The organism is Ferdinandcohnia sp. SAFN-114 (genome assembly GCF_059415045.1).
In genome coordinates, this window is the sequence record NZ_JBPFDQ010000088.1 from 1 (window position 1) to 23,284 (window position 23,284).

Annotated in this window: 24 protein-coding genes; 14 read left to right on the plus strand and 10 right to left on the minus strand. The window is 38.2% G+C overall.

Going from position 1 to position 23,284, the window contains the following annotated elements:
• Nucleotides 1–104 precede the first annotated feature (104 nt).
• The 4 genes from ACR65M_RS21655 (at nt 105) to ACR65M_RS21670 (ending at nt 4,972) form a co-directional block, all read left to right on the plus strand.
• Nucleotides 105–1,394 carry an MFS transporter gene (locus ACR65M_RS21655; RefSeq protein ID WP_341329813.1) on the plus strand — a complete coding sequence of 430 codons (1,290 nt, stop codon included), beginning with the start codon at nt 105–107 and terminating at the stop codon, nt 1,392–1,394.
• An 82-nt stretch (nt 1,395–1,476) separates the two neighbouring features.
• Nucleotides 1,477–2,466, plus strand: a complete 990-nt coding sequence (locus tag ACR65M_RS21660) for an ornithine cyclodeaminase family protein (RefSeq protein ID WP_341329814.1) — start codon at nt 1,477–1,479, stop codon at nt 2,464–2,466.
• A gap of 75 nt (nt 2,467–2,541) precedes the next feature.
• Complete coding sequence (locus ACR65M_RS21665) at nt 2,542–3,042, plus strand: cupin domain-containing protein (RefSeq protein ID WP_440274390.1); 501 nt, start codon at nt 2,542–2,544, stop codon at nt 3,040–3,042.
• Between the two features lie 526 nt (nt 3,043–3,568).
• On the plus strand, nt 3,569–4,972 hold the full coding sequence (locus tag ACR65M_RS21670; RefSeq protein WP_341329816.1) for a tyrosine phenol-lyase: 1,404 nt from the start codon (nt 3,569–3,571) through the stop codon (nt 4,970–4,972).
• A gap of 41 nt (nt 4,973–5,013) precedes the next feature.
• Here the strand turns inward: ACR65M_RS21670 and ACR65M_RS21675 are convergent, their stop codons facing one another.
• Nucleotides 5,014–5,793: an ABC transporter ATP-binding protein gene (locus ACR65M_RS21675; RefSeq protein ID WP_341329817.1), complete on the minus strand. Its 780-nt coding sequence runs from the start codon at nt 5,791–5,793 to the stop codon at nt 5,014–5,016.
• A 252-nt stretch (nt 5,794–6,045) separates the two neighbouring features.
• On the opposite strand from ACR65M_RS21675, the gene ACR65M_RS21680 reads away from it, so the two are divergent.
• Nucleotides 6,046–7,032 (plus strand): Gfo/Idh/MocA family protein, encoded by a 987-nt coding sequence (locus tag ACR65M_RS21680; protein ID WP_341333471.1) that lies wholly within the window; start codon nt 6,046–6,048, stop codon nt 7,030–7,032.
• Nucleotides 7,033–7,261: 229 nt separating this feature from the next.
• On the plus strand, nt 7,262–8,353 hold the full coding sequence (locus tag ACR65M_RS21685) for a branched-chain amino acid aminotransferase (RefSeq protein WP_440274391.1): 1,092 nt from the start codon (nt 7,262–7,264) through the stop codon (nt 8,351–8,353).
• Between the two features lie 132 nt (nt 8,354–8,485).
• Here ACR65M_RS21685 and ACR65M_RS21690 read toward each other — a convergent pair whose 3' ends face one another.
• Nucleotides 8,486–8,848: a hypothetical protein gene (locus ACR65M_RS21690; RefSeq protein ID WP_341329819.1), complete on the minus strand. Its 363-nt coding sequence runs from the start codon at nt 8,846–8,848 to the stop codon at nt 8,486–8,488.
• Between the two features lie 662 nt (nt 8,849–9,510).
• On the opposite strand from ACR65M_RS21690, the gene ACR65M_RS21695 reads away from it, so the two are divergent.
• Genes ACR65M_RS21695 through ACR65M_RS21705 form a run of 3 tightly spaced genes read left to right on the plus strand, consistent with a single transcriptional unit; the run spans nt 9,511 to nt 11,520 of the window.
• On the plus strand, nt 9,511–10,569 hold the full coding sequence (locus ACR65M_RS21695) for an LLM class flavin-dependent oxidoreductase (protein ID WP_341329820.1): 1,059 nt from the start codon (nt 9,511–9,513) through the stop codon (nt 10,567–10,569).
• 19 nt (nt 10,570–10,588) lie between these two features.
• A complete protein-coding gene (locus tag ACR65M_RS21700) occupies nt 10,589–11,047 on the plus strand; it encodes a hypothetical protein (protein ID WP_341329821.1) in 459 nt (152 codons plus the stop codon).
• Between the two features lie 56 nt (nt 11,048–11,103).
• Complete coding sequence (locus ACR65M_RS21705; RefSeq protein ID WP_341329822.1) at nt 11,104–11,520, plus strand: hypothetical protein; 417 nt, start codon at nt 11,104–11,106, stop codon at nt 11,518–11,520.
• An 84-nt stretch (nt 11,521–11,604) separates the two neighbouring features.
• Here the strand turns inward: ACR65M_RS21705 and ACR65M_RS21710 are convergent, their stop codons facing one another.
• The gene (locus tag ACR65M_RS21710) at nt 11,605–11,868 is read right to left on the minus strand and encodes a phage holin family protein (protein ID WP_121446862.1); all 264 of its coding nucleotides are present in this window, start codon (nt 11,866–11,868) and stop codon (nt 11,605–11,607) included.
• Nucleotides 11,869–12,038: 170 nt separating this feature from the next.
• Here ACR65M_RS21710 and ACR65M_RS21715 point away from each other — a divergent pair, with 170 nt between their 5' ends.
• Genes ACR65M_RS21715 through ACR65M_RS21725 form a run of 3 tightly spaced genes read left to right on the plus strand, consistent with a single transcriptional unit; the run spans nt 12,039 to nt 14,494 of the window.
• On the plus strand, nt 12,039–12,764 hold the full coding sequence (locus ACR65M_RS21715; protein WP_440274392.1) for an ABC transporter ATP-binding protein: 726 nt from the start codon (nt 12,039–12,041) through the stop codon (nt 12,762–12,764).
• On the plus strand, nt 12,761–13,822 hold the full coding sequence (locus tag ACR65M_RS21720; RefSeq protein WP_440274393.1) for an ABC transporter permease: 1,062 nt from the start codon (nt 12,761–12,763) through the stop codon (nt 13,820–13,822). Before ACR65M_RS21715 ends, ACR65M_RS21720 begins: the two co-directional genes overlap by 4 nt.
• 18 nt (nt 13,823–13,840) lie before the next feature.
• Nucleotides 13,841–14,494, plus strand: a complete 654-nt coding sequence (locus tag ACR65M_RS21725; protein ID WP_341329826.1) for a TetR/AcrR family transcriptional regulator — start codon at nt 13,841–13,843, stop codon at nt 14,492–14,494.
• Nucleotides 14,495–14,537: 43 nt separating this feature from the next.
• Here ACR65M_RS21725 and ACR65M_RS21730 read toward each other — a convergent pair whose 3' ends face one another.
• From ACR65M_RS21730 to ACR65M_RS21740, 3 genes are all read right to left on the minus strand, one after another.
• Nucleotides 14,538–15,752: an MFS transporter gene (locus tag ACR65M_RS21730; RefSeq protein ID WP_440274397.1), complete on the minus strand. Its 1,215-nt coding sequence runs from the start codon at nt 15,750–15,752 to the stop codon at nt 14,538–14,540.
• A 4-nt stretch (nt 15,753–15,756) separates the two neighbouring features.
• Complete coding sequence (locus ACR65M_RS21735) at nt 15,757–16,161, minus strand: MarR family winged helix-turn-helix transcriptional regulator (protein WP_341329828.1); 405 nt, start codon at nt 16,159–16,161, stop codon at nt 15,757–15,759.
• Nucleotides 16,162–16,354: 193 nt separating this feature from the next.
• Nucleotides 16,355–17,530, minus strand: a complete 1,176-nt coding sequence (locus ACR65M_RS21740) for an SLC45 family MFS transporter (RefSeq protein WP_440274394.1) — start codon at nt 17,528–17,530, stop codon at nt 16,355–16,357.
• Between the two features lie 226 nt (nt 17,531–17,756).
• Between ACR65M_RS21740 and ACR65M_RS21745 the strand changes: the two genes are divergently transcribed.
• Entirely contained in the window at nt 17,757–18,536 is a 780-nt protein-coding gene (locus ACR65M_RS21745; protein ID WP_341329830.1) for a Cof-type HAD-IIB family hydrolase, read from the plus strand.
• Nucleotides 18,537–18,609: 73 nt separating this feature from the next.
• Here the strand turns inward: ACR65M_RS21745 and ACR65M_RS21750 are convergent, their stop codons facing one another.
• Genes ACR65M_RS21750 through ACR65M_RS21765 form a run of 4 tightly spaced genes read right to left on the minus strand, consistent with a single transcriptional unit; the run spans nt 18,610 to nt 22,517 of the window.
• The gene (locus tag ACR65M_RS21750) at nt 18,610–19,545 is read right to left on the minus strand and encodes an aldo/keto reductase (protein WP_341329831.1); all 936 of its coding nucleotides are present in this window, start codon (nt 19,543–19,545) and stop codon (nt 18,610–18,612) included.
• A gap of 29 nt (nt 19,546–19,574) precedes the next feature.
• A complete protein-coding gene (locus ACR65M_RS21755) occupies nt 19,575–19,928 on the minus strand; it encodes a cupin domain-containing protein (RefSeq protein ID WP_341329832.1) in 354 nt (117 codons plus the stop codon).
• Between the two features lie 59 nt (nt 19,929–19,987).
• Nucleotides 19,988–21,556, minus strand: a complete 1,569-nt coding sequence (lsrK, locus tag ACR65M_RS21760; protein WP_341329833.1) for an autoinducer-2 kinase — start codon at nt 21,554–21,556, stop codon at nt 19,988–19,990.
• Between the two features lie 40 nt (nt 21,557–21,596).
• Nucleotides 21,597–22,517: a sugar-binding transcriptional regulator gene (locus tag ACR65M_RS21765; RefSeq protein WP_440274395.1), complete on the minus strand. Its 921-nt coding sequence runs from the start codon at nt 22,515–22,517 to the stop codon at nt 21,597–21,599.
• 509 nt (nt 22,518–23,026) lie between these two features.
• On the opposite strand from ACR65M_RS21765, the gene ACR65M_RS21770 reads away from it, so the two are divergent.
• On the plus strand, nt 23,027–23,224 hold the full coding sequence (locus tag ACR65M_RS21770; RefSeq protein WP_440274396.1) for an ATP-binding cassette domain-containing protein: 198 nt from the start codon (nt 23,027–23,029) through the stop codon (nt 23,222–23,224).
• Nucleotides 23,225–23,284 lie beyond the last annotated feature (60 nt).

The following is a 23,284-nucleotide window of genomic DNA, read 5'->3' on the forward strand; positions in this document are numbered from 1 at the left end:
AAATTACAAAAGTTAGGGAACCATTTAGGTATCCCTAATTTTATAATGAATATCAACATTAAAATTTAACACAGCCTTTACCTTAGGAAAAAGGGGGATACACGATGCAGACGAAGGTGGAGAAGAAGGTACTTGTTGCAAGCCTTGTAGGAAGTTCTATAGAATGGTTCGATTACTTTTTATACGGTACTGTTGCAGCACTTGTTTTTAATACAGCATTCTTTCATAGTGACGATCCAACGGTCGGGTTAATGTTAGCATATGCTTCATTTGCTTTATCCTTTTTCATTCGACCACTTGGTGGAGTGATTTTTAGTCATATTGGCGATAAAATTGGGAGAAAAAAAACACTCGTTTTAACTCTATCACTTATGGGTGGAGCGACTGTTCTTATGGGTTTCCTTCCTACTTATGAACAAATCGGGGTAATCGCACCGATTTTACTCATAATCCTGCGACTTGTTCAAGGGATTGGACTAGGTGGTGAGTGGGGTGGAGCACTTTTATTAGCGGTTGAATATGCGCCAAAAGAAAAGCGTGGATTCTTCGGAAGTATCCCACAAATGGGTGTTACGGTAGGGCTCCTACTTGGAACGTTAGCATTATCTCTAATGACATTACTTCCAGAGGCTGCATTCATGTCGTGGGGATGGCGTGTTCCGTTTATTCTAAGTGCATTTTTGGTCATTTTCGGTTTATGGATCCGTAAAGGTATAGAGGAAACGCCTTCTTTCAAAAAGGTACAAGAGAAGGGCGAGGTAGCTAAAATCCCATTTATCGAAACAATGCGTACGCACTGGAAAGAGGTTTTAATCGCAGTTGGTGCAAAGGTTGTTGAAACAGCACCATTCTATATTTTTGGTACATTTATCGTCTCTTATGCAACAACACAGCTTGGTTTCTCGCGAACGGCAACCTTAAATGCGGTTACCATTGCAACAATCGTAACAACTCTTCTTATTCCTATTATGGGGAGTCTTTCTGATAAATTTGGTCGGAAAAAGCTCTATGTCGGTGGAACCATTTTGATGATGATATATGCTTTTCCTTACTTTTGGTTACTACATCAAGGCTCTGTTGCACTATTAATCGTTGCAACTATTTTGGGATTAGGAATTATCTGGGCTCCAATTACAGCTGTGCTTGGAACCATGTTTTCGGAGATATTTAAATCAAATGTTCGCTACACGGGGATTACATTGGGGTATCAAATCGGAGCTGCGGTTGCTGGTGGCACGGCTCCACTTGTTGCAACGGCATTATTAGCAGCCTTTAATGATTCCTATATACCAGTTGCATTATATATCATTCTTACCGCTGCTATATCACTTATTGCAGTTGCCACCGTACGTGATCGTAAGAATGAGGACTTAGATTATGATGAGATCGTGTAAGTGTGAAGGGATCGCAAGTGGCGGTTCCTTTTTCCTTTTAGTGATATGATGTTTATAAGATAAAATAGAAAGAAGGGATACCGTGCTCGTTTTATCAGAATCTCAAATTCGTTCCATATATTCAATGGCAGATGCAATTCAGGACTTAGAAGAGGCACTTATACACAATAATGATGGTAAGGTAAAGAATCCACACCGTACGGTTCTGGACTTCCCAGAAAAAGAAGCATCTGCTTTATACATGCCAAGCTCAATTGAACCGGTTGGAAAATCCGCTGTCAAGGTCGTGACTATTTTTCCGCACAATCCTTCCGTGGGCAAGAAAACGACACAGGGTATTATTTTACTAAGTGATACAGATAATGGAGAACACCTTGCATGTATCAATGCTTCTTATTTAACTCGTTTGCGGACCGGTGCAGTAAGTGGAATTGCAACAAAGCATCTAGCGAAAAAAGAAGCGTCAACTGTTGCTGTAATTGGAACGGGTGCCATGGCAGAGGAGCAGTTACAAGCGGTTCTAGAGGTACGTGAAATAATGGAAATCATGTTATATAATCGTACAAAGGAAAAGGCTTTCCTTTTTGAAAAAAGAATTTTAGAACTCTGCCCGGGATTCAAAGGTTCAATTACAGTCATGGATCATCCAGATGAAGCTGTTTCCAAATCAGATATTGTTATCTGTGCAACACGATCCGTTACACCTGTTTTTTCAGGGAGAGCATTAAAGCAGGGGACACATATCAACGGAGTTGGCTCTTATCTTCCGCATATGCAAGAGGTCGATGCAGAAACGATTCTAAAATGCTCAAAAATCGTTGTGGATACGATTGAAGGGGTAAAAGACGAGGCGGGTGATTTGATTATTCCAGCGAAAAAAGGGCTATGGAGTTTCTCGGATTTACATGGAGAATTAGGAGACCTTGTCTCGGGTGCTGTCTCTGGACGAGAAAATAAGGAAGAGATAACGTTTTTCAAGTCAGTGGGAATTGCTTATTTTGATCTTGCGGTAGCAGCTGCTGTCTATAATAAAGCAATAACAATTGGAGTAGGCACACAGGTAGAGATTTAGATTTTAGGTACCTTCAAGTATTCAAGCATTTATCGTGGTTTTTTTATTACAGTATTCGTGAAAGGGGTTATGAAATTGAACACAAATGATGCACAATTCTACATATCACATCTTGGGCTAGAGCCACATCCAGAGGGAGGGTTTTATAAACAAATCTATGCTTCAGATATGACGATTCATACTGAGCAGGAAAAACAAAGAAAACTATATACAAGTATTTATTTTCTACTGAGGTCTGAAGAAATCTCTCATTTACATAGATTGCAATCAGATGAGCTTTGGTATTACCATGGGGGGAGTTCCTTAACCGTACATATTATTGATGAACAGGGAGAATACAAGGAAGTAAACCTTGGTCTAAAGCTTGACAAGGGAGAGGTTCCACAAGTTCTTGTACCCAAAAACTCGATTTTTGCGTCTTCAGTGAAAGAAGAAAATACATTCTCACTTGTTGGTTGCATGGTTTCTCCGGGATTTGATTTCGAGGATTTTGAATTATTTTCACAAGAGGAATTATTGAGGGAATATCCGCAGCATGAGGTGGTCATCCGCAGACTCGCGCTGGAAAAGAAATAAATTAGAATAATAAAATTATTGTTTCTCGATATATAACAGTCCTTTTTTACATGACAGAATCTCGTGTAAACAAACGTTTGATTGAAATTCAAATACCTTGATCTGCATAGCTTAGGGTGCTAATCAAACGTTTGTTTGAAATGAGTATTGCAAAATGAAACAGATTGTTTTAAAACCATATTACAATAATAAGGTAAGGCGCCTATCCTCTAACTTGGGAAGGCGTTTTTTTATTGGTTTAAAGCGTTTATCGTGCAATGGGAATTCTTGAGAATGAAGCATAAAATATTCTACATTATAGATAGATTTAACTTTAATCAGTGGGGTCCAAACCCCGACTGATTAAAGTTAAAGCCTCCGGCGGATGCCACGATTTTTCAAAGGAAACTTTTAGAGCAGTAAGATCAAAGACTAAATACGCCACGTCCTGTGGCAACGTCTTTATGACCCACTTCCTGTGGGCCTAAAAATCGGGCGCAAATACGCCAAGGCGCATTTGATCTTTCAAAATAATGGAGGGGTTCAGGTGAAAAGAAGAACGGCAGAACCATATAAAATTAAAGCAATAGAACCATTAGCAATGCTAACCTATGAGGAACGAAATGAGGCGCTTAAAAGGGCGGGTTATAATACGTTTTTGATTGATTCTCAGGATGTCTATATTGACCTTCTAACAGACAGCGGGACAAGTGCAATGAGTGACAGGCAGTGGGGAGCTTTAATGGTTGGTGACGAGGCTTATGCTGGAAGTAAAAGCTGGAAGAAGCTTGAGCAGGCAGTTAGAGAGATTTATGGATATAAGTATGTGTTGCCGACTCACCAGGGACGTGGTGCAGAAAACATTTTATCTCAACTAAAAATAAAACAAGGTGACGTAGTACCCGGGAATATGTATTTTACTACAACACGTGCCCATCAGGAGCTAAATGGGGCAAGATTTGTTGATATCATCATTGATGCAGCACATGATTCAACGACAGAGCATCCTTTTAAAGGGAATGTGGATCTTTCTAAATTAAAGTCGCTCATTCAAGAGGTTGGGGCAAAACGGATTCCTTATGTTTGCGTGGCAGTAACCGTGAATATGGCGGGTGGCCAGCCGGTTAGCATGGAGAATATGAGAGAGGTTTATAACTTGTGTAAAAGTTATGGAATTGATGTGATGTTTGATGCTACACGGTGCGTAGAGAATGCCTATTTTATAAAGGAAAGAGAAGCGGGATATGAAAATCATCGGATTAAGGATATTTTAAAAGAGATGTTTTCGTATTCAGATGGTTGTACGATGAGTGGTAAAAAAGATTGTTTAGTGAATATTGGCGGCTTTTTAGCAATGAATGATGAGGATTTATATGCCAGGTCACGTGAATTGGTGGTGGTTTATGAGGGGATGCCATCTTATGGCGGCATGGCAGGACGTGATATGGAAGCGATGGCACAAGGAATCTATGAATCTGTCGATGATCATTATATCCATCACCGGATTCAACAAGTCCGTTATCTTGGACAGCAGTTAATTGAAGCAGGAATACCTGTTGTTCAACCAATTGGGGGTCATGCTGTTTATTTGGATGCAAGAAAGTTTTTATCTCATTTAAACCAAGAAGAATTTCCTGCACAAGCATTGGCAGCGGCGCTTTATTTAGATTCAGGTGTTAGGGCGATGGAAAGAGGGATAGTCTCAGCTGGTCGAAATAAAGAAACGGGTGAACATAACAAACCGAAGCTAGAACTCGTTCGTTTAACAATACCAAGAAGGGTTTATACGAATAATCATATGGATGTTGTCGCTGATTCTGTGATTGGACTCTTTGAAAAGAGACATCAGATAAGTGGTTTACGAATAGATTATGAACCTCCTACGTTACGATTCTTTAATGCCAGGTTTTCACCACTTTCCAATGACTTAGAATTGATGCCTAAGGAATAAAATGAAAGCCAGCCCTTTATTAGATTTGGGGCTGGCCGTTTTTATTTTCCTTTTACTAGGTAAGGACGGGAATTTTCCCATTTAACCTGAACCGGAAGATTGAAATAGTCTGATAGAATTTCACTAGTAATGATCTGATCTGTTTGCCCTGAGGCAAATACTTCTCCGCTCTTTAAAAGCAAAGTTTTCGTAAACACAGGAAGAATTTCTTCTACATGGTGGGTAACATAAATAATCGTTGGTGCGTCTTCTTTGATGGCAAGTCTTTCAATTGAATCTAATAATTGCTCTCTAGCGATAAAATCTAACCCGTTTGTTGGTTCGTCCAAAATAAGGATTGATGGATTTGCCATTAAAGCACGGGCAATTAATACTCGTTGTTTTTCACCTTGGGACAGGGTCGAATAGTCACGGTTTGCATAGGCAAGACATCCAAGTTCCTCAAGAAGACCCTTTGCCTTTTCTCTCATGTCGTCAGTAGGGGTCTCATACAGGCCAATGGATGCAAAAGCTCCACTTAAAACAACCTCAAACGCGTTGTCTGTGGGGTAGAACTTTTCTTGTAAGGATGCAGACACAAAGCCAATTTTTTTCCGGAGCTCCTCACCTAAGTAAACCTTGCCGAACTTAAACCCAAGTACAGTAGCATTTCCGCTAGTAGGGAAATTATAGGCGTTAATTAAATCCAATAATGCAGTCTTACCAGAACCATTTAATCCATAAAGCACCCAGTGCTCGCCTTGTTTTATCTGCCAATTAATATTTTGTAGGATGAGTGCATCATCACGCCGTAGTGTAACATTCATCAAATCTAAAACCACTTTATACCCCTCCTTGTTTAATAAATTTATAATATCAAATAATTCAGATAAGGGTACACAAAAATTTCCAGAAGGAAAATGATGATAGTTCTTTCAAATAGTGAAAAACGGCCATTACATGAACCCTATACACAATCTATCCGTTAACATTTTAAAAGTCGTCTTCTAGCCACAATTGAGAACTATTTTGTGAATGGAAAACTTTTTGGGGTATACTTTATGATGGAGATAATTGACAGAGGGAGTGAAAATATGGCATATAACAAGGTTCGGTGGGGAATTATTGGTTGTGGGAATGTGACGGAAATAAAGAGTGGTCCAGCATTTCAAAAAATTACGAATTCCGAATTGGTTGCCGTAATGAGAAGAACAGGTGAGTTAGCAAAAGATTATGCAAAAAGGCATAATGTATCGAAATGGTATGATAATGCGGATGAGCTTATCCATGATCCGGAGGTGGATGTAATCTATATTGCAACTCCGCCAGGATCCCATAAAGAGTATACATTGAAAGCAGCTCAGGTTGGAAAGCCAGTATATGTTGAAAAACCAATGGCTCGTACATACACAGAATGCCTAGAAATGATTGAGGCATGTAAAGAAGCAAATGTTCCTTTGTATGTCGCTTATTATCGTAGAGCGCAAGAGCGGTTTTTGAAAATCAAAGATCTACTGAATAACGGTGCAGTGGGGGATATTCGCTTTGTGTCAACAACACAATATCGTAAAGCATCAGAAGATCCGAACAATCTCCCATGGCGAGTTCAACCAGAGTTATCAGGAGGTGGGCTGTTCTTTGATTTGGCAAGCCATACTCTTGATATAATCGATTACTTGGTTGGACCCATTATAGAGGTTCATGGTTTTGCTTCCAATCATGGTGGCCTATATACAGCAGAAGATATTGTAACGGGTACCTATGTTTTTGAATCTGGCATACATGGTGTTGGCAATTGGTGTTTTACGGCATTTCAAAATGAAGACGTGAATGAGATTGTGGGTAGCAAAGGAAAAATTACCTTCTCTACTTTTGGAAATGAGCCTGTTGTGTTAACAACAAACAATGGAACCGAAGAGTGGAGCTTTAAACGTCCCGAGCATGTACACCAACCACTAGTGGAAACCATTGTAGCCGAATTGACCGGAAAGGGCGGTATCTGCCCAAGTACTGGCGAATCAGGAGCTCGAACAAACTGGGTAATGGGAGAAATGGTTAAAGGGTATTATTCCAAGCACTGATAGTCTAGCCCACGGGAAGGTCGTTTTCTTCTTCGGGGGCTAGTTTTTTTGTTGCTAAACCAACATTGATTTTTATCATTTTAGTAATTAACTTTAAATGGAAACAAAAATAAAAAAGATTGCTATACTTTAATACACTTTTTTTAGCAATATTGTGATAAAATAGTTGATATTATTATCAGAATAATATAAGATTTCGATTAATAAAAACTTAAAAGATTTAAATTAAATGAAAGCTGGGATTAACATGACGACAGATTTTACAATTGATATCACCCTTACAACCAAGAAGAAGGAAATTCCTCCATTCGATCAGTTGGTGTTTGGAACTAGCTTCACTGATCATATGTTTATGTGGGATTACACGGAAGGAAAGGGTTGGCATGATCCTCGAATCGTACCTTATCAATCGATTCCTTTAGATCCTGCAGCTACTATTTTTCATTATGGTCAATCGGTATTTGAAGGATTAAAAGCCTATCGTACAAAGGACGAAGAAATTTTATTATTCAGACCGGATCAAAACATGAAAAGATTCAATAAGTCTAACCAGCGTTTAGTCATGCCGCAGTTTGACGAAGAATTTGCCATTCATGCTTTGAAGAAGCTAATAGAAATCGATAGAGACTGGGTGCCAAATCTTCCGGGTACTTCGTTATATATCAGACCGTTCATGATTGCTACGGAAGCACATCTTGGCGTTAATCCGGCTAAAAACTATAAGTTTATGATTATATTATCCCCAGTTGGTTCTTATTATAAAGAAGGTATCAATCCTGTAAAAATTGCTGTAGAAAATAAATATGTTCGTGCAGTTGCAGGTGGAACAGGTGATGCAAAAACAGCAGGGAACTATGCTGCAAGTTTATTAGCATCAGAAATTGCAAGTGAACATGGCTATTCACAAGTATTATGGCTTGATGGCAGAGAGAAACAATATATCGAAGAAGTTGGCAGTATGAACATCTTCTTTAAAATCAATGGAGAAGTTGTCACACCAGCATTAAACGGTAGTATTTTAGATGGAATCACTCGTAAATCTATTATTGAACTCTTAAAATACTGGAATGTTCCTGTAACTGAACGGAAAATTTCTATTCACGAAGTTCAACAAGCTTATAACGATGGCGTGCTTGAAGAAGTATTTGGAACAGGAACAGCAGCAGTTATTTCACCAGTTGGCGAGCTTTTCTATAATAATGAAAAATCTATTATTAACAATGGCGAAACAGGAGAATTATCAAAGAAACTATATGATACTATTACTGGCATCCAAAACGGTACAGTAGAAGATCCGTTTGGCTGGACTGTAAAATTATAAGGAATAAAAAAGTGCTTACCCATGTGGTAGGCACTATTTTTTTGCGATGTGGACAGGTTGGTTTCTTATCCCAGTGAGAGAAAAAGGATAACCCCCTAAGCCAGAGTTATCCATTTTATGTTCCATTATATTTTAAAAGATAATGAGCCAATAAATGTAAGATGCTACTAGCAGGCAGGTGTATGCCCATGATAGCTTGCGTTGCCAAGTAGCTGGTTGAAAAGTGGTAAATAGAAATGTGATAGGTACTAGTGTCCAAGGTAGTAAGAGTAATAGACTTAGGAAAATCAATCCAAGGGACATACCAATAGAGCCGACTCCTATCGAAACTTTGGCTAAGTATGCTGACGCTCCTAATCCAAAAGGAGAGAGTAATAGCAAGAAATAACTTTTAAGTCGGAAGGCTAAGAAAAACGTACTAAGAGATTCTGTTTCGAAAATTCCGAAATTAAAATGTGAGAGTGGTTCACGAATTTTTTCAGGAACTAATTGCATGTTCATCACTCCTAATAGAATGGTATACGAAGTATGTAAAATTCCTATATATATAGTATACGAAATAAACAGTAAAAAGTTTTACAATAATACAATAATATTCCATTTTTCTGAATTTATCGAATGATGTGATCGAATATTCATATTTCCTATATTGAAGGATGGGGTATGAATAATTTTTTAAGTACTTTACGGGAATCTTCTTAGGGGGGGCTGAACGACTAGGTGTGGATCGTACCCTCACAGCGCTCACTTTTAGTAATTGATGGTATGAATAGGTGCTAATCGTACCCTCACAGTGCTCACTTTTAGTGATTGATGGTATGAATAGGTGTTAATCGTACCATCACTGTACTGACCTATGGTGACTGAGGGTACGAATAGGTGTTAATCATACCCTCACAGTGCTCATTTTTAGTGATTGATGGTACGAATAGGTGTTAATCATACCCTTACAGCGCTCACCATTAGTGACATATGGTACGATTACAGGCTTTTGATGCCACCTCTCAACCGTCTTAGAGTAGTCCAAGGCGTGACTCCCCCGACTCCGACCCGTCCCAAACCCAAAGTCGAAAAAATTTGCTTCAGAACCAACAATATTAAATAATAGAAGTAGTTTAGCAATAAGATAAATGAAACAATAATAGGGGGTACAGACATTGGAGATAGGAATTAGTACTTTTGTTGAGACAACACCGGATCCTCGGACAGGTGAGGTCATTAGCCATGCCGAGCGAATTCGTGAAGTGGTTGAGGAAATAGTTCTAGCTGACCAAGTAGGTCTAGATGTATTCGGTGTTGGGGAGCACCACCGTGAGGATTATGCAGCTTCAGCACCAGCTATTATACTAGCAGCGGCTGCATCGCAAACAAAGAAAATTCGTCTTACTAGCGCGGTTACCGTACTTTCTTCAGCCGATCCTGTTCGCGTGTTCCAGGACTTTTCAACCCTTGATGCCATTTCGAATGGTCGGGCTGAAATTATGGCAGGAAGAGGGTCATTTATCGAATCATTCCCCCTATTTGGCTATGATTTAAAGGACTATGATGAGCTTTTTGAAGAAAAGTTAGATCTGCTGCTACATATTCAAAGATCGGAGAAAGTGACCTGGCAAGGAAAGCACCGAGCAGCCATTATCAATAGAGGCATTTACCCAAGACCTGTTCAAGATCCATTACCGATCTGGATTGGAAGTGGAGGAAACCAAGAATCAGTGGTACGTGCGGGTCTATTGGGATTACCACTCGTTCTTGCAATTATTGGAGGAAGGCCCGTTCAATTTGCGCCACTTGCTGAACTATATAAAAGAGCTGTTGCACATGCAGGGCATGATTTTTCAAAATTGGCTATTGCCTCCCATTCGCACGGGTTTGTTGGTGAAAGCAAGGAAGAAGCTGCGGAAAAATTCTTCCCACCAACAGCGCAGTCGATGAGTAAATTAGGAAAAGAGCGTGGCTGGGGACCATACACCCGGGAGACCTTTGAACATGCCCGAAGCTTTGAAGGTGCATTATATGTAGGTGACCCTGAATACGTTGCCAATAAAATCATACATTTACGTAAAAATGTTGGGGTTACTCGTTTTATGCTTCATTGTCCTGTTGGAACAATGCCACATGAGGATGTCATGCGCTCAATTGAACTACTAGGGAAAGAAGTAGCACCCCGTGTAAGGGAAGAAGTAGCGAAATGGGAAGCAGAAAACGAATCCAAATAAGAAAATAGAGGGGAAAGTAATGGGGAATCTATCTCATAAACAGTTAGCAACAGAATGCTTTAACAAAGTGTGGGATCTATTAGAAAATACGAATCGTACGGAATATGAAACAGAGGAAATGATGCATCTTTGTCATACTTCATTTTGGCATTGGACACAGGTAACAGATCACACCGAACAAAATTTATCAATTGGATATTGGCAACTTTCACGCGTTTATGCTGTAGTGGAAAATGGAGTTTTGGCCCTATACTTCGCAAAGCGGTGCGTCGAAATCAGCAAGAAGGCAGAGCTAGCTCCATTTTTTATAGCGTACGCATTTGAAGCGTTGACAAGGTCTTATATCGTCCTAAATGAAATAGGCCAAGCAGAAGAAACCCTTATTCAAGTTAAAAAATATACGGAACTTGTAAAAGATGAAGAAAGTAGGAAGCTCTTATTAGCAGATTTGGCAGACCTTATGAATAAAATATCATGACCCGGATGCATAACTCATGTTAAAAATTGGGATATTACTATTTGAGGTGAATAATTATGAAAAAAATAGTAATATCCCTGCTTTCTCTTGTCATCTTGTTCCCATTCCAAGTCGGTGCACAAGCAAGAGTTGAATGCCCAAGTGTGAGTCTGTTAGAGGATACATCAATAACGAATAAAGATGAACTCATTCAGGCTTTGGAAACAATCATTCCACGTACATTTGGCGAAAGTGATTATGGAAATCATTTTTCAGATTGGGAAGTCGTAACAGCGCAACCTCTAGATGAAAAAGTTGCGAAAGAATACCAAATGTCTACGAAATATTGTGGACAAGAGGTTGCAGACAAATCATGGTTAGTTACATTGCATTTTCCAAGATGGGAAGGAAAAAGTGACATTGCAGCGGATGGCCAAATTTTTGTATCTAAAAGTAAAGATAATGGTTGGTTCGTCTGGTACAGAAATCAATAAAAGAACGCAAACAAAACGCTTGGAAAAAATCCAAGCGTTTCGCATTTTTAATAAGTGGAAAATAGATTAGTGCGAAAAGGTGAATTATTTTTTTGTGAATTTTGCCTCGGCAGTTTGTTTATACAGTTGATGACCGAAAACAGCAACCCCAGCTGCAATTACTCCGTTATATAACGCCTCTGCAGTAAAGCCATAGAAAAATGCGCCTCCTGCTAGAGAAACTCCTAAAAGAATCCATCCAATAGCCCAATCAGGAATAGTTGGCGTTGATTTTAGGAAATACCCGATCACCCACAGTGCAGGGACCAACATATAGTAATTTTCATTTAAAAATTCAAGCAAGTCCATGGTTGTCACCTCCTTTAGTTCATCGTATGAAAGGTAGAAAGATGTGCTTGTTCGGATATCCCGATTTCAAAAAAATGGTGAGTAAACACTCATTTTTTTATTGACTAGGTTTTGAAAATGGAGCATAATGTGAGTAATCACTCACTTTTTTGTGAAAAGGGGGACCTATCATGAGTCATACTGTAGAAATCAATAAGATGAGTAAAAGCTTTGGGAAAAAGGTGGTACTAAATGAAATTGACCTATCTATTGAGGAAGGTACGATTTACGGTTTTATTGGGCCATCAGGTGCAGGTAAAACGACATTAGTTAAAATGATTGTGGGAATGGATTCACCAGATCATGGCTCCATTCAGGTGATAGGAAAGAAAATGCCCAATTTGGAATTGTTGCAGGACATCGGGTATATGGCTCAATCCGATGCTTTGTACACAGAACTAACAGGTAGAGAAAACCTGGCATTTTTTGCTTCACTTTATAAATTAAATCGTGCCCAAACGAAAGAACGAATTGAATATACAGCAAACCTAGTCAATCTGACAGACGACTTAAATAAAAAGGTATCCACTTATTCGGGTGGGATGAAAAGACGTTTGTCTCTCGCAATCGCATTGATTCAAAATCCCAAAATGCTCATTTTAGATGAGCCAACTGTTGGCATAGATCCGGAGCTAAGACTTGCCATTTGGAATGAACTCATCCGTTTAAAAAAAGAAGAAGGAAAAACAATTATCGTGACAACCCATGTCATGGAAGAGGCTGAGCGTTGCGATTACATTGCAATGGTACGGGACGGTAGGATTTTAACAAGAGGTACACCAAACGAATTGAAAAAAGCATACAATGCCAGCAATTTTGATGAAGTATTTTTACACGCTGGGAGGGCGAGACAATGAGAATCGTAGCACTCATAAAAAGAATTTTTCAGCAGTTGCTTCGTGATAAGCGGACATTGGCTTTGCTATTTGTGGCTCCACTATTAATCCTATCTCTAATGTACGTAATGTTTAACGGAGATTCAGCAGAACCTACAGTGGGTGTTGTAGGTGTTGATGAAAAGTTAGTCATTGCATTAAAAAAGCTAGATATTCAAATTGAAGAGTTTGAACAGGCACCAAATCCTAATCAGACAATACTTAATCACGAACTTGATGGGTTACTTGTAATGGAAAATAATCATGTCATTCTTACGTTAACAAACAGTGACCCATCATCTGCAAAAGCCTTGCAAATGAAAGTGAACCAGATTTTTGCTGCGCAAGCACAGGAAAATCTAGTAAGTCAACTACCAAACCCTAGTGTAATGCCAAAAGTCGAACTCGAAACAAACTATGTGTACGGTAGTGATGACACCGCCTTTTTCGATGTGCTAAGCCCTATTTTAATCGGCTTTTTTGTTTTCTTTTTCGTATTTTTAATTTCTGGTATAGGATTACTAAAGGAAAGAACTACCGGTACTTTGGAGCGCCTTTTATCCACACCGATTCGAAGAGGTGAGATTGTAACAGCCTACCTTGTTGGATTTGGCATTTTTGCAATTATCCAGACAATAATTGTTGTCTTTTTTGCCATCACTGTTTTAGACGTCATATTAGTTGGTTCGCTATGGAATGTGCTCGTCATCAATTTATTATTAGCATTGGTAGCTCTTTCCTTGGGGATATTATTATCTGCTTTTGCAGCTTCGGAATTTCAAATGGTACAATTTATTCCGATAGCGGTTATTCCTCAAATTTTTTTCTCAGGGATTATACCGCTTGAAGGAATGGCCAACTGGCTTCAAGTTATAGCGAAATTCATGCCTTTATACTATGCCGCCGATGCATTGAAGGGTGTCATGTATAAAGGCTTGGGAATTACTGATATAAGTTTAAACCTTTTGATGTTAGTCATATTCGCGGCTGTGTTTATCATACTGAATGTATTCGCATTGAAAAAGTACCGTGCATTGTAGCTAAGGAAGTGAAGAATTTTGTCAAAAGATAATTTACTAGACGCTCTAATTGAACAAACTAAATTAACGAAAAAACAAACCGATAAACAACAGAAAATCATAGAAACTGCGATTAGTTTGTTTGCGGAAAAAGGGTATGCTAACACATCAACAAATGAAATTGCAAAAGCAGCAGGGGTTGCTGAGGGAACTATTTTTCGGCATTACGGTACAAAGGATAATTTATTGCTCTCCGTTATTTTGCCTTTTCTAAAAGAAGCATTACCTGGAATGGCCGAAAATGTGTTTAAAGAAGTATTAAAAGAGGAGACGCTCCACTTTGAGGATTTTTTAAAAGGACTTTTCAAAAATAGAATAAAATTCGTGATTGAAAATAGAGAAATCTTTCAAATCATCGTTAAGGAAATCTTATATAGTGACTCACTACGACAGGAAATTGCACCATTTTTTATGGACAGTGTTATCAAACGGGTTAATCAAGCAATTGAGAAGTTTAAAGAACGCGGAGACATAAAGGACATACCGACACACAAACTATTAAAATTGCTAATGACAACCTTCGGTGGTTTCCTTGTCACTAATTTTGTACTTATCCCATCCCAAGAAAAAATGGATATCGACCAAGAAACGGAAAACTTAGTCCGTTTTGTAATGGATGGTATCAGAAAATAAACTGAGCCTTGCCCGACAAAACATGCCGAGCAAGGCTTTATTATTACATGGATAATGGTAATGTTTGATTTTTTCGACCTGTAGATTCTTTCTTTCCATGCACAAAGAAGTAAAGAATAATACTCGCTAAAGCAAAAATTCCTAGTATAGAATATAGCTTGCTGTATCCTGTAATTGGAACAAGATATCCTAATAGATAAGGACCAAACCCAAGCCCTGCGTCCAGGAAGATATAGAAAGTTGAGGTCGCAAGCCCCATGCGATGTGCTGGTGTTAACTTGATCGCAACAGCTTGAGTACATGACTGCATATTCCCGAATCCTAGCCCGATAAGCGCACCAGAAAGTAGGAGAGTTATGCTGTTATGCGCAATACTTAATAGAAACATTCCAATTCCTAATAGGATAAAGGCAGGATACATGACATAATTGGCACCTTTTATATCCATTAACCGTCCAGTGAAAGGACGGGAAAGAAGTATCGCGATAGAATACACAAGGAAGAAGAAGCTTGCTGCAGTTACTAATTCAATTTCAATTGCATAAAAATTGATAAACGAAAGAACACTCGCGTAACAAAGCGAAATTGCAAAAGTAACAATAGCAATCGGAAGTGCCTTTGGTTCCACATAATTTGCAATTGAAAAGCCTTTTTTCTCTTGAGTTTGATTTGATTGTACTTCAATTGGTGGCACATAAAGAATGAACGAAGTGAGAAGAGTGATAACTCCAATCACAAGACATAGACCGAAGATAACCTGGTAGCTCGTATGTTGAGACATAAATAATCCGATGAATGGTCCGATTGCCGTCGCTAATGTCGCACTCATACTAAAATAACCAATTCCTTCACCCCTGCGTTTGGGTGGGATAATTTGAGCAACAATGGTACCAGTCGCAGTGCTAGCGATGCCAAGCGTAACGCCGTGTATGAAACGATTGATAAGGAGAAACGTGATTCCGGCATGTACGAAGTATAAGAAGGTCGTGAGTGTAAAAAGAGTCAACCCAATAAATAATGTCTTTTTACGTCCAATCAGATCGATATAACGACCAATAAAAAGTCGGCCAATTAATGTTCCGACAATAAAGATGCCTGTGACAAGCCCTGCTTGGCTAGTGGAAGCACCATATTCATCAACCGCATAGACGGCGATAATTACAACCAATAGATAAAAGATAAAGGTTAAGAAAAAGTTGATGGAAGACACGATGATAAAATCTTTCGTCCATAGTTTTTGATTATCCAAGTTGAAAATCCCCTCACTTAATTAAATTGTTTCGTATTGTTTTCATAATCTGAATGGCTTGGAGTAGTTCCTTTTCAGATACCCCCTCGATTAATTCCTTTTCAAATTCATCAACTGTTTCTCTGACTTCTAGGTACACTTTTTTACCAAGGTCAGTCAGCTGCATTCTTTTTTCTCGCTTGTCTTTCCCAGGAATGTTTTCTACATAGCCAAGTTCTTCTAAACGATTTATGGTTCTTGTAACAGTTGGCTTTTCGACACCTAGGTAGTTAGAAATTTCCACGAGTGTTGGTGAACCAAAGTTTACAATGTAGTACAGAATGGACCATTGTGCTCTATAAAGCTGGTGTTTTCCCAGTTCAACATTCAGCTTACTCTCAAATGGTCGATATAATTGGGTTAGTTGTTGAAAAAACAATTGAAAATTTTCGATTGGAATTCACCTCTTTTGAAAATAGTTACCCAAGGTAATAGTTAACAAGGGTAACCATTTGAATATAATATCAGACATCATTGTAATAGTCTATGAAATAAGCAAATAAAAATGAAAAAAGCGTGAGAAAACTGTTTCCAGTTTACACGCCTTTTATGGTTATTTGCTCGGAAAACCGCTATGAACCAAGCCCTGCGCTTTCCTCTTCTTTTACCCTGGTAATAAAAAACAATGCAAGAACCAGACTCCCTGCTGCAGCAATAAATAACACACTGAATCCAAACAGATCAATTAAGTATCCAAGTGCTGGAGGTGACGTGATTGCAGCCAATGAGGAAACTAAATAATAAAGCCCTGTTCTCGTTCCGAAACTTTTTTCACTTCCTGTCGAGACAATATAAGGGTATGCGTTAATGTTAACAAATGCCCAAAAAATGCCTCCCAAAAATAAAATGGCCCTCAAGAGAATAACGGAATCAACCCAGTTTAATAGTAAAAAAGAAACAATTAGCCCAATGACACCTATGACAATTACTTTTTTCTTGCCAATCTTTGCACCTAGTAGTCCACTTGGAATGGCTGAAATCACAAAGCTTAGTGAAAAAAATGTAAGTGAAAAAGCAGAAGCGCTTCTGGAAAGACCTAACTCATTTACACCATATAAGGTAAACAAAGCCTCCATTCCTTGAATGGCAATAAACCAAAAAAAGATAGCTGCTAAAAGGTATATCGTAGAGGCATTCAATTCCTCCTTATAATTAATCTTTGGTATGACTGTTTCTGCATAGGAAAGGGCATCACGTTGTTCTTTTATATGTTTAAATACAATCCAAAGGGTGATCAGGAAAACAACGGAAACAGCAAGAAAAGGGAGGGTCTCGTCGATGCTAAATAAGAATGAGCCGATACTAAATGCTAAGATAGCACCGCAGCCCCCCATAAAGTTGATGATTCCGTTTGCTTTTGTACGTTCTTGTTCAGGGGTGATGTCGGGCATCAATGCAATCGTAGGAGAACGGAAAATCGCCATCGATAAGTTCATGCATAGCATAAAAATGAGTAAGGATATTAGCCCAGTGTGGAAGGGAATGAGGGTATAGAAAAGGGCTGCAAGTGGCACACCAACAAGTAAATAGGGCATCCTGCGTCCGAAGCGAGTTCGAGTTCGGTCACTTAATTGTCCAATATACGGCTGTAAAAAGAGAGCAATATAATTATCGATTGTCATAAGAAAACCAATTAAAGCCGTACTAGTAATGAAATTATCCAGAAAAAAAGGAACAAATCCGTTATACAAAGACCAACCTAGACTAATGCTAAAAAAGCCAAACCCTAATAACCAAGTTTTTTTCATTCTCGCTCTCCTTGATGTAGATCAAATGCGCATTGGCGTATTTGTGCCCATTTGGACTTCTACTGAATATGTCAAACATACTTCTAATTTATGCTCAAGAATAGTACTTTTTGCCTGTTTTTGTGCCTATTATTCTTGATTTGTTTCATTTGTTTAAAGCGCGAAAATAATGTATCGTAGACATTATGTGATTGAGCAAAAGTGAGATAGAAAGTGGGAAGATGAAATGAAAGAACGTAGCCTAATTTTTTTTGACATAGATGGGACACTCTTGAACCATAATAAACAACTTCCGCCTTCCACAAAGGAAGCCATCTTTAAACTAAAGGAAATTGGACATGAAGTTGCGATTGCTACTGGTCGTGCTCCTTTTATGTTTGAAGACCTTCGCGAAGAGCTTGGGATCGGTACATATGTTAGCTACAATGGGCAGTACGTCGTGTTAAATGGAGAAGAGATTTATACGAACCCATTAAATGAAGAAGCCCTTATTCAATTAACTGAAAAGGCACTTGCCAACAATCATCCTATCGTTTACATGGACCACGAAGACATGAAAGCAAATGTGCCCGAACATGAATTTATTACGGAAAGCATTGCAACATTAAAAATCAAAAGTTTTCCAGCCTATGATCCAACGTATTATGAAGGACGGAAATTGTTCCAATCGCTTTTATTTGTCCAAGAAGGCGAAGAAGGTCAGTACGAAAAAGAATATAAGGACTTTGATTTTGTGCGCTGGCATCCGGTTTCCGTAGACGTAATCCCTAGAGGGGGTTCAAAAGCTAACGGAATAGAGAAGCTTGTTGAAAAAATAGGTATTCCTTCAGAACGCATTTATGCTTTTGGTGATGGGTTGAATGATATGGAAATGCTCACCACTGTTCAAAATAGTGTAGCCATGGGGAATGGACTTGACGAAGTAAAAGAAGTAGCGAAGTACGTTACCAAATCAGTTGAGGAAGATGGAATCCTACACGGACTAAAAATGGTGGGGTTGTTATAGAAATAGTTGCAAACCAAAAAAAAAGAGCAAAAGCACGAAAAATCTTGCTTTTGCTCTTTTTATGTTTCAAAACTCATGATTTAAAGATATTATCTATATCCTGGATTTCTTTTGGCGTTAATGTAATTTCTAACGCTTTAAGGTTACTAACAATTTGCTCTGGTCTTTTTGCCCCAGGGATAACAGAATCAATTCCATCACGTGTTAAGTACCAGGCAAGGACAAGATGTGCCATTTCAACATTTTTTGATTCGGATATGGTTCGTAATTTTTCTACCTTTTCAAGATTTTGCAGGTATGATTCCTCTTTAAAATAAGGTAATCTTGCTCGAAGGTCAGTGAATGTGGAGTCCTTTGAAAACTTACCGGTTAGTAAACCGGCTGCTAAAGGGTAAAATTGTATAAACGAAATATTTTTTTCAATCGTGTAAGGTATTATGTCATTTTCTAGTCCTCTGTCTAACAAGTGATAACCACCCTGGTATACATCTACGTAACCGTCCTGGTTCGCTTCTCTTAGCTGATCTATTGAAAAGTTTGACACCCCAATTACTCGTAGTTTCCCTTCATCTTTAAGCTCTTTTAAAGCACCGATAGCCTCAGCTTTTGGCGTTGTTTTATCGGGTTTGTGGATATAATAGATATCAATATAATCTGTTTTTAAACGCTTTAGGCTTTCTTCTACCTCTTGCTTTAGGAAGGAAGGGGAGTTATCAAATTGTATTTTTTGATTAATAAGTTTGGGGCCACCCTTTGTTGCAATAATGACATCAGATCGATTTCTCATCTCACTTACAACTTCACCAATCAATTCCTCTGACCTTCCAAACCCATAGCTATATGCCGTATCAATAAAATTTATATCATGATGAAATGCTGTTCTTACTAAATCTTTCCCAACCTCATCATCAAGGTTTGAATAGATATTATGACCACCAATCGCATTTGCTCCCAACCCGATTGGATTAATATATATTTCGGTTTTACCTAAACGAACTTGTATTGTCATTTTAAGCATCTCCTCTAAGCAAAAACATTTTATTTCAAGGGCTTATAATCAACATCAACTTTATCCTTTTCCTGATAAGGGGAGAGCATGAAAGCAGCTTTAAAAATTGTTTCCCCTGTATTTACAAGATAATGAACTTTTTTTGGCTCGACATGGATAAAGTCGCCTTTACTGCAATTGAAAACTTCTCCATCGATGTGGATTTCCAATTCGCCTTCAAGAATAAAGAAATTTTCCTCCATTACATTATGGTAATGGGCAGGGAAGTCTTGACCAGGTTTTAAAACCACTACACCAAAGTTCATTCTTGGACCTCTTTGAAGATACTTCGGACCACTATCACCAAATCTGTATTCCTTTTCGTTCTCATTAATAACCGTCATTGTTATCACTCCAAGTCGCTTATTTTAAGACTAAGAATCGGGCGCAAATTCGCAAAGGCTCATTTGATTCCGGGTGCTATCCACATATGCTCAGTTAAACCACTATCTGCTAATTCAAGTTGATGTTTGTATATGCCCTTCCACTTACTGTATAACTCATCATAAACTTCCCGATTTTCTTGATTTGGTAAATAGGTTCTTTCGAAATGAATGACTTTTGCTATAGCATCGTTAAAATCCTCATAAATCTTTGCGCCAACACCTGCACAAATTGCGGCACCTAGGGCTGTCGATTCTTTTACAACTGGAACTTTTATAGGCGTATTAAGGACATCGGAAACGATCTGACACCACAACTCACTTTTCGAAGCTCCACCCGCAAAAATAATCAGTTCAGGAGAAGTATTTGTTATAGCATTAACCAATTCGATATTCCCCTTCGTTACAAAAGCTGCATTTTCCATAATAGATCTATAAAAGCTTGCTTTGTTATACTTGTGGGAATCAAGTTTAAAGTTAATAAAACCAGGTGCGGCATGCTTCCAAGTTTTATAGTTCATTTGATCTGAAAAAGTGCATAGCAACCCAAAGCTTCCGGCAGGAACGTTTTGTGCTCGTTTTTCCATCTGAATATAAATACTTTCTCCGGTTTTATCTTGAATGTCCTTTTCAAGCTCACAAAAACTATCTCTAAACCATCTCATCACTAAGCCTGGAAAAAAGGCAATTGCTTCGTATTGCCAAGTATTAGGTGCAGCATGGCAATTAATTCGTACTCTGCATTCATCGTCGATTTCAACATGATTTGTAGTATATTCGTATTGCCAGAAGCTTCCTCCAAAGATAGCAGCATCGCCTTCTTTAATAACCCCTACGCCAATACAACCAAGCTGCGCATCTCCACCTCCAGCAACAACAATTGTTTGAGGGTTTAATCCTGTAAGCGTTGCCATTTCGTTCGTTACGTTTCCAATTACCGTACCACTTTCGTATACGATTGGAAAAATATCATTTCTCAGGTTTACTTTTTGGGCGATACTTGGATCCCATAACCTGCTTTTTAAATCAAAGAGCCCAGTAGTACAACCGTTTGAAGGCTCGACTGAGATAATATCTGTGAGACGATAGGTTATCCAGTCATTAAGCATCGTTACATATTTTATCTTTTCGTATGTGTCAGGGAGATTATTTTTAACCCAAAGTATTCGAGGGATGGCACCTAAGGAAAACGTCTGACCAGAGAGTTTATAAATCTCAGATTCTAGTGAATCGCTCTGGCTATATAGATTTGCAACTTCATCGTTAGAACGTGAATCAACATTCGCACATGCCCATATTTCCTTGCCCTTGTCATCATATAAAACGATGGCTTCTCTCATACTAGTCGTAGAAATGGCAAGTATATCACGTGGGTCTATTTTGCTTTTGTCGATCGTTTCTTTGATGAGGTCAGTAATGATACTGATATTTCTATTGATATCAAAATCCATAGAGCCTGGATATCTTTTATCTTCATGGTGTGTCCATTCAGCCTGTGAAACGCATACCTCTTGGCCAGTTGTGTCAAATATGATTACTCTCACACTGCCAGTTCCAGCATCGATAGCCATTAGGAATTTCCCCTTCATTCCTATTTCCCCCTTATCAAAAAAAGATAGTGTTCACTCTTTATATCAATCCTTGGGCAACTGATTCATCAGTAATTAGAACATCAATATATCCCCCCTTAAGTGCACCAATTATTGCATCCTTTTTTTCAAGGCCGCCAGCAACAGCTACTACATGATTAAGGGATTTTAGTACGTCAATTTCAGTACTAATAAGTTGTTTATGAAAATCTAAATCTAAAACATTACCATTGATATCGTAAAACTGGCATAATAAATCGCCAACTGCCCCCTTTGACTTTAATATTTCAAAGTCATTTGTATTGAAATAGCTTTCTTTAATTAAGGTGGCTCGATCATTCAGAGCGCCTATTCCGATTACTGTTAAATTCGTATATGGTATCATATCTAATATTTTGCTTACTGATTGTTCCTTTCGTAAATGCTCTGCAATATTTTTAGAGGAAATGATTAAGGGGGAAGGAACAATGTAATGATTGTAGTTAGGGTTCGTATAATAGTCTGATCTCGTATCGATAGCGGTAGGCATGTAGAACTTTACACCGCCAGAAAGTGAAACAAATGTCACTTTGTATTTTGTTGAGATACGCAAATGTCCTAAAGTTCTAGATACAGCTTCTCCGTAACCAATGCTTAACATCGTATCACTTGTAATTCGATCTTCAATATACTGGGCAGCAGCAATCGTTAAACTTTCAACATTCTTTTGATTTGAAGTAGGTACAATGATGATATCCTTTAGATTATATTTTTTCTTAATCTTATTTTGGAGACTAAGATTCTCAATTTCTTCCAGGTTGATTTTAAATTGGATCACATTGTTTGTTTTTGCTTTTTCAAGGTATTTAATAACCTTCATTCTTGATAAATTAAGAGATTCTGATATCTCATTCTGCGTTAGACCTTCAATATAATATTGCCACGCAATTTTTACGATTAAGTCATTTTCATAGTTCATCATAATCACTCTTCTTAGCTATATTTTTGGTTAATACAATTTATTCATATGCCAACAAATGTTCAAAAATGATACAAACATAACATCCTATTTCCAAAATTCATGAAAAACCATTTACAGAAAAATCCTTTTATTATTATGCGAATAATCTCGGGCCTGGGAATATATATGTAATATAAAAGTTCTATGGTCTATAAAATTTTAATAATTATGAAAATGAATAATTTTATCCTGCCTTAATAAAATGTTTTAACTTTATTCAGCAGAAGTCCCTACTTCTATAAGTGGGGGATGAATGAAATTTTGAGTATTCAATCAGTGGTGGGTTTAAACCCCGACTGAATAAAGTGAAAGCCTCCGGCGGATGCCACGATTTTTCAGGGGTAGTTTTTCGAGCGAGCTCGAAAAAAACCGGGCGCAAATACGCCAAGGCGCATTTGATAATCAATCTAAAACCGTTAAAAGAAAGCGATTACAAAAATAGAGAGATTTGTAGGCATGGGGGGGTTTTTATGGAAGTGAAAAAAAGGCTTGTTAGGCTAGACAATATCTATAAGACTTTTAACCAAAATGAAGTCCTTAAGGGTGTCTCTCTAGAAATTTATGAATCTGAAGTAATCTCGATTATCGGTGGAAATGGTGCTGGAAAGAGTACATTGATGAAGATACTTACAGGAGTCTATAAAGCGGATATGGTATGTCAACACTAAACTAGACACTTTTTTTAGGGTGTATCTTTTTAAATTCAATGGGACTTAGATAGTCAAGGG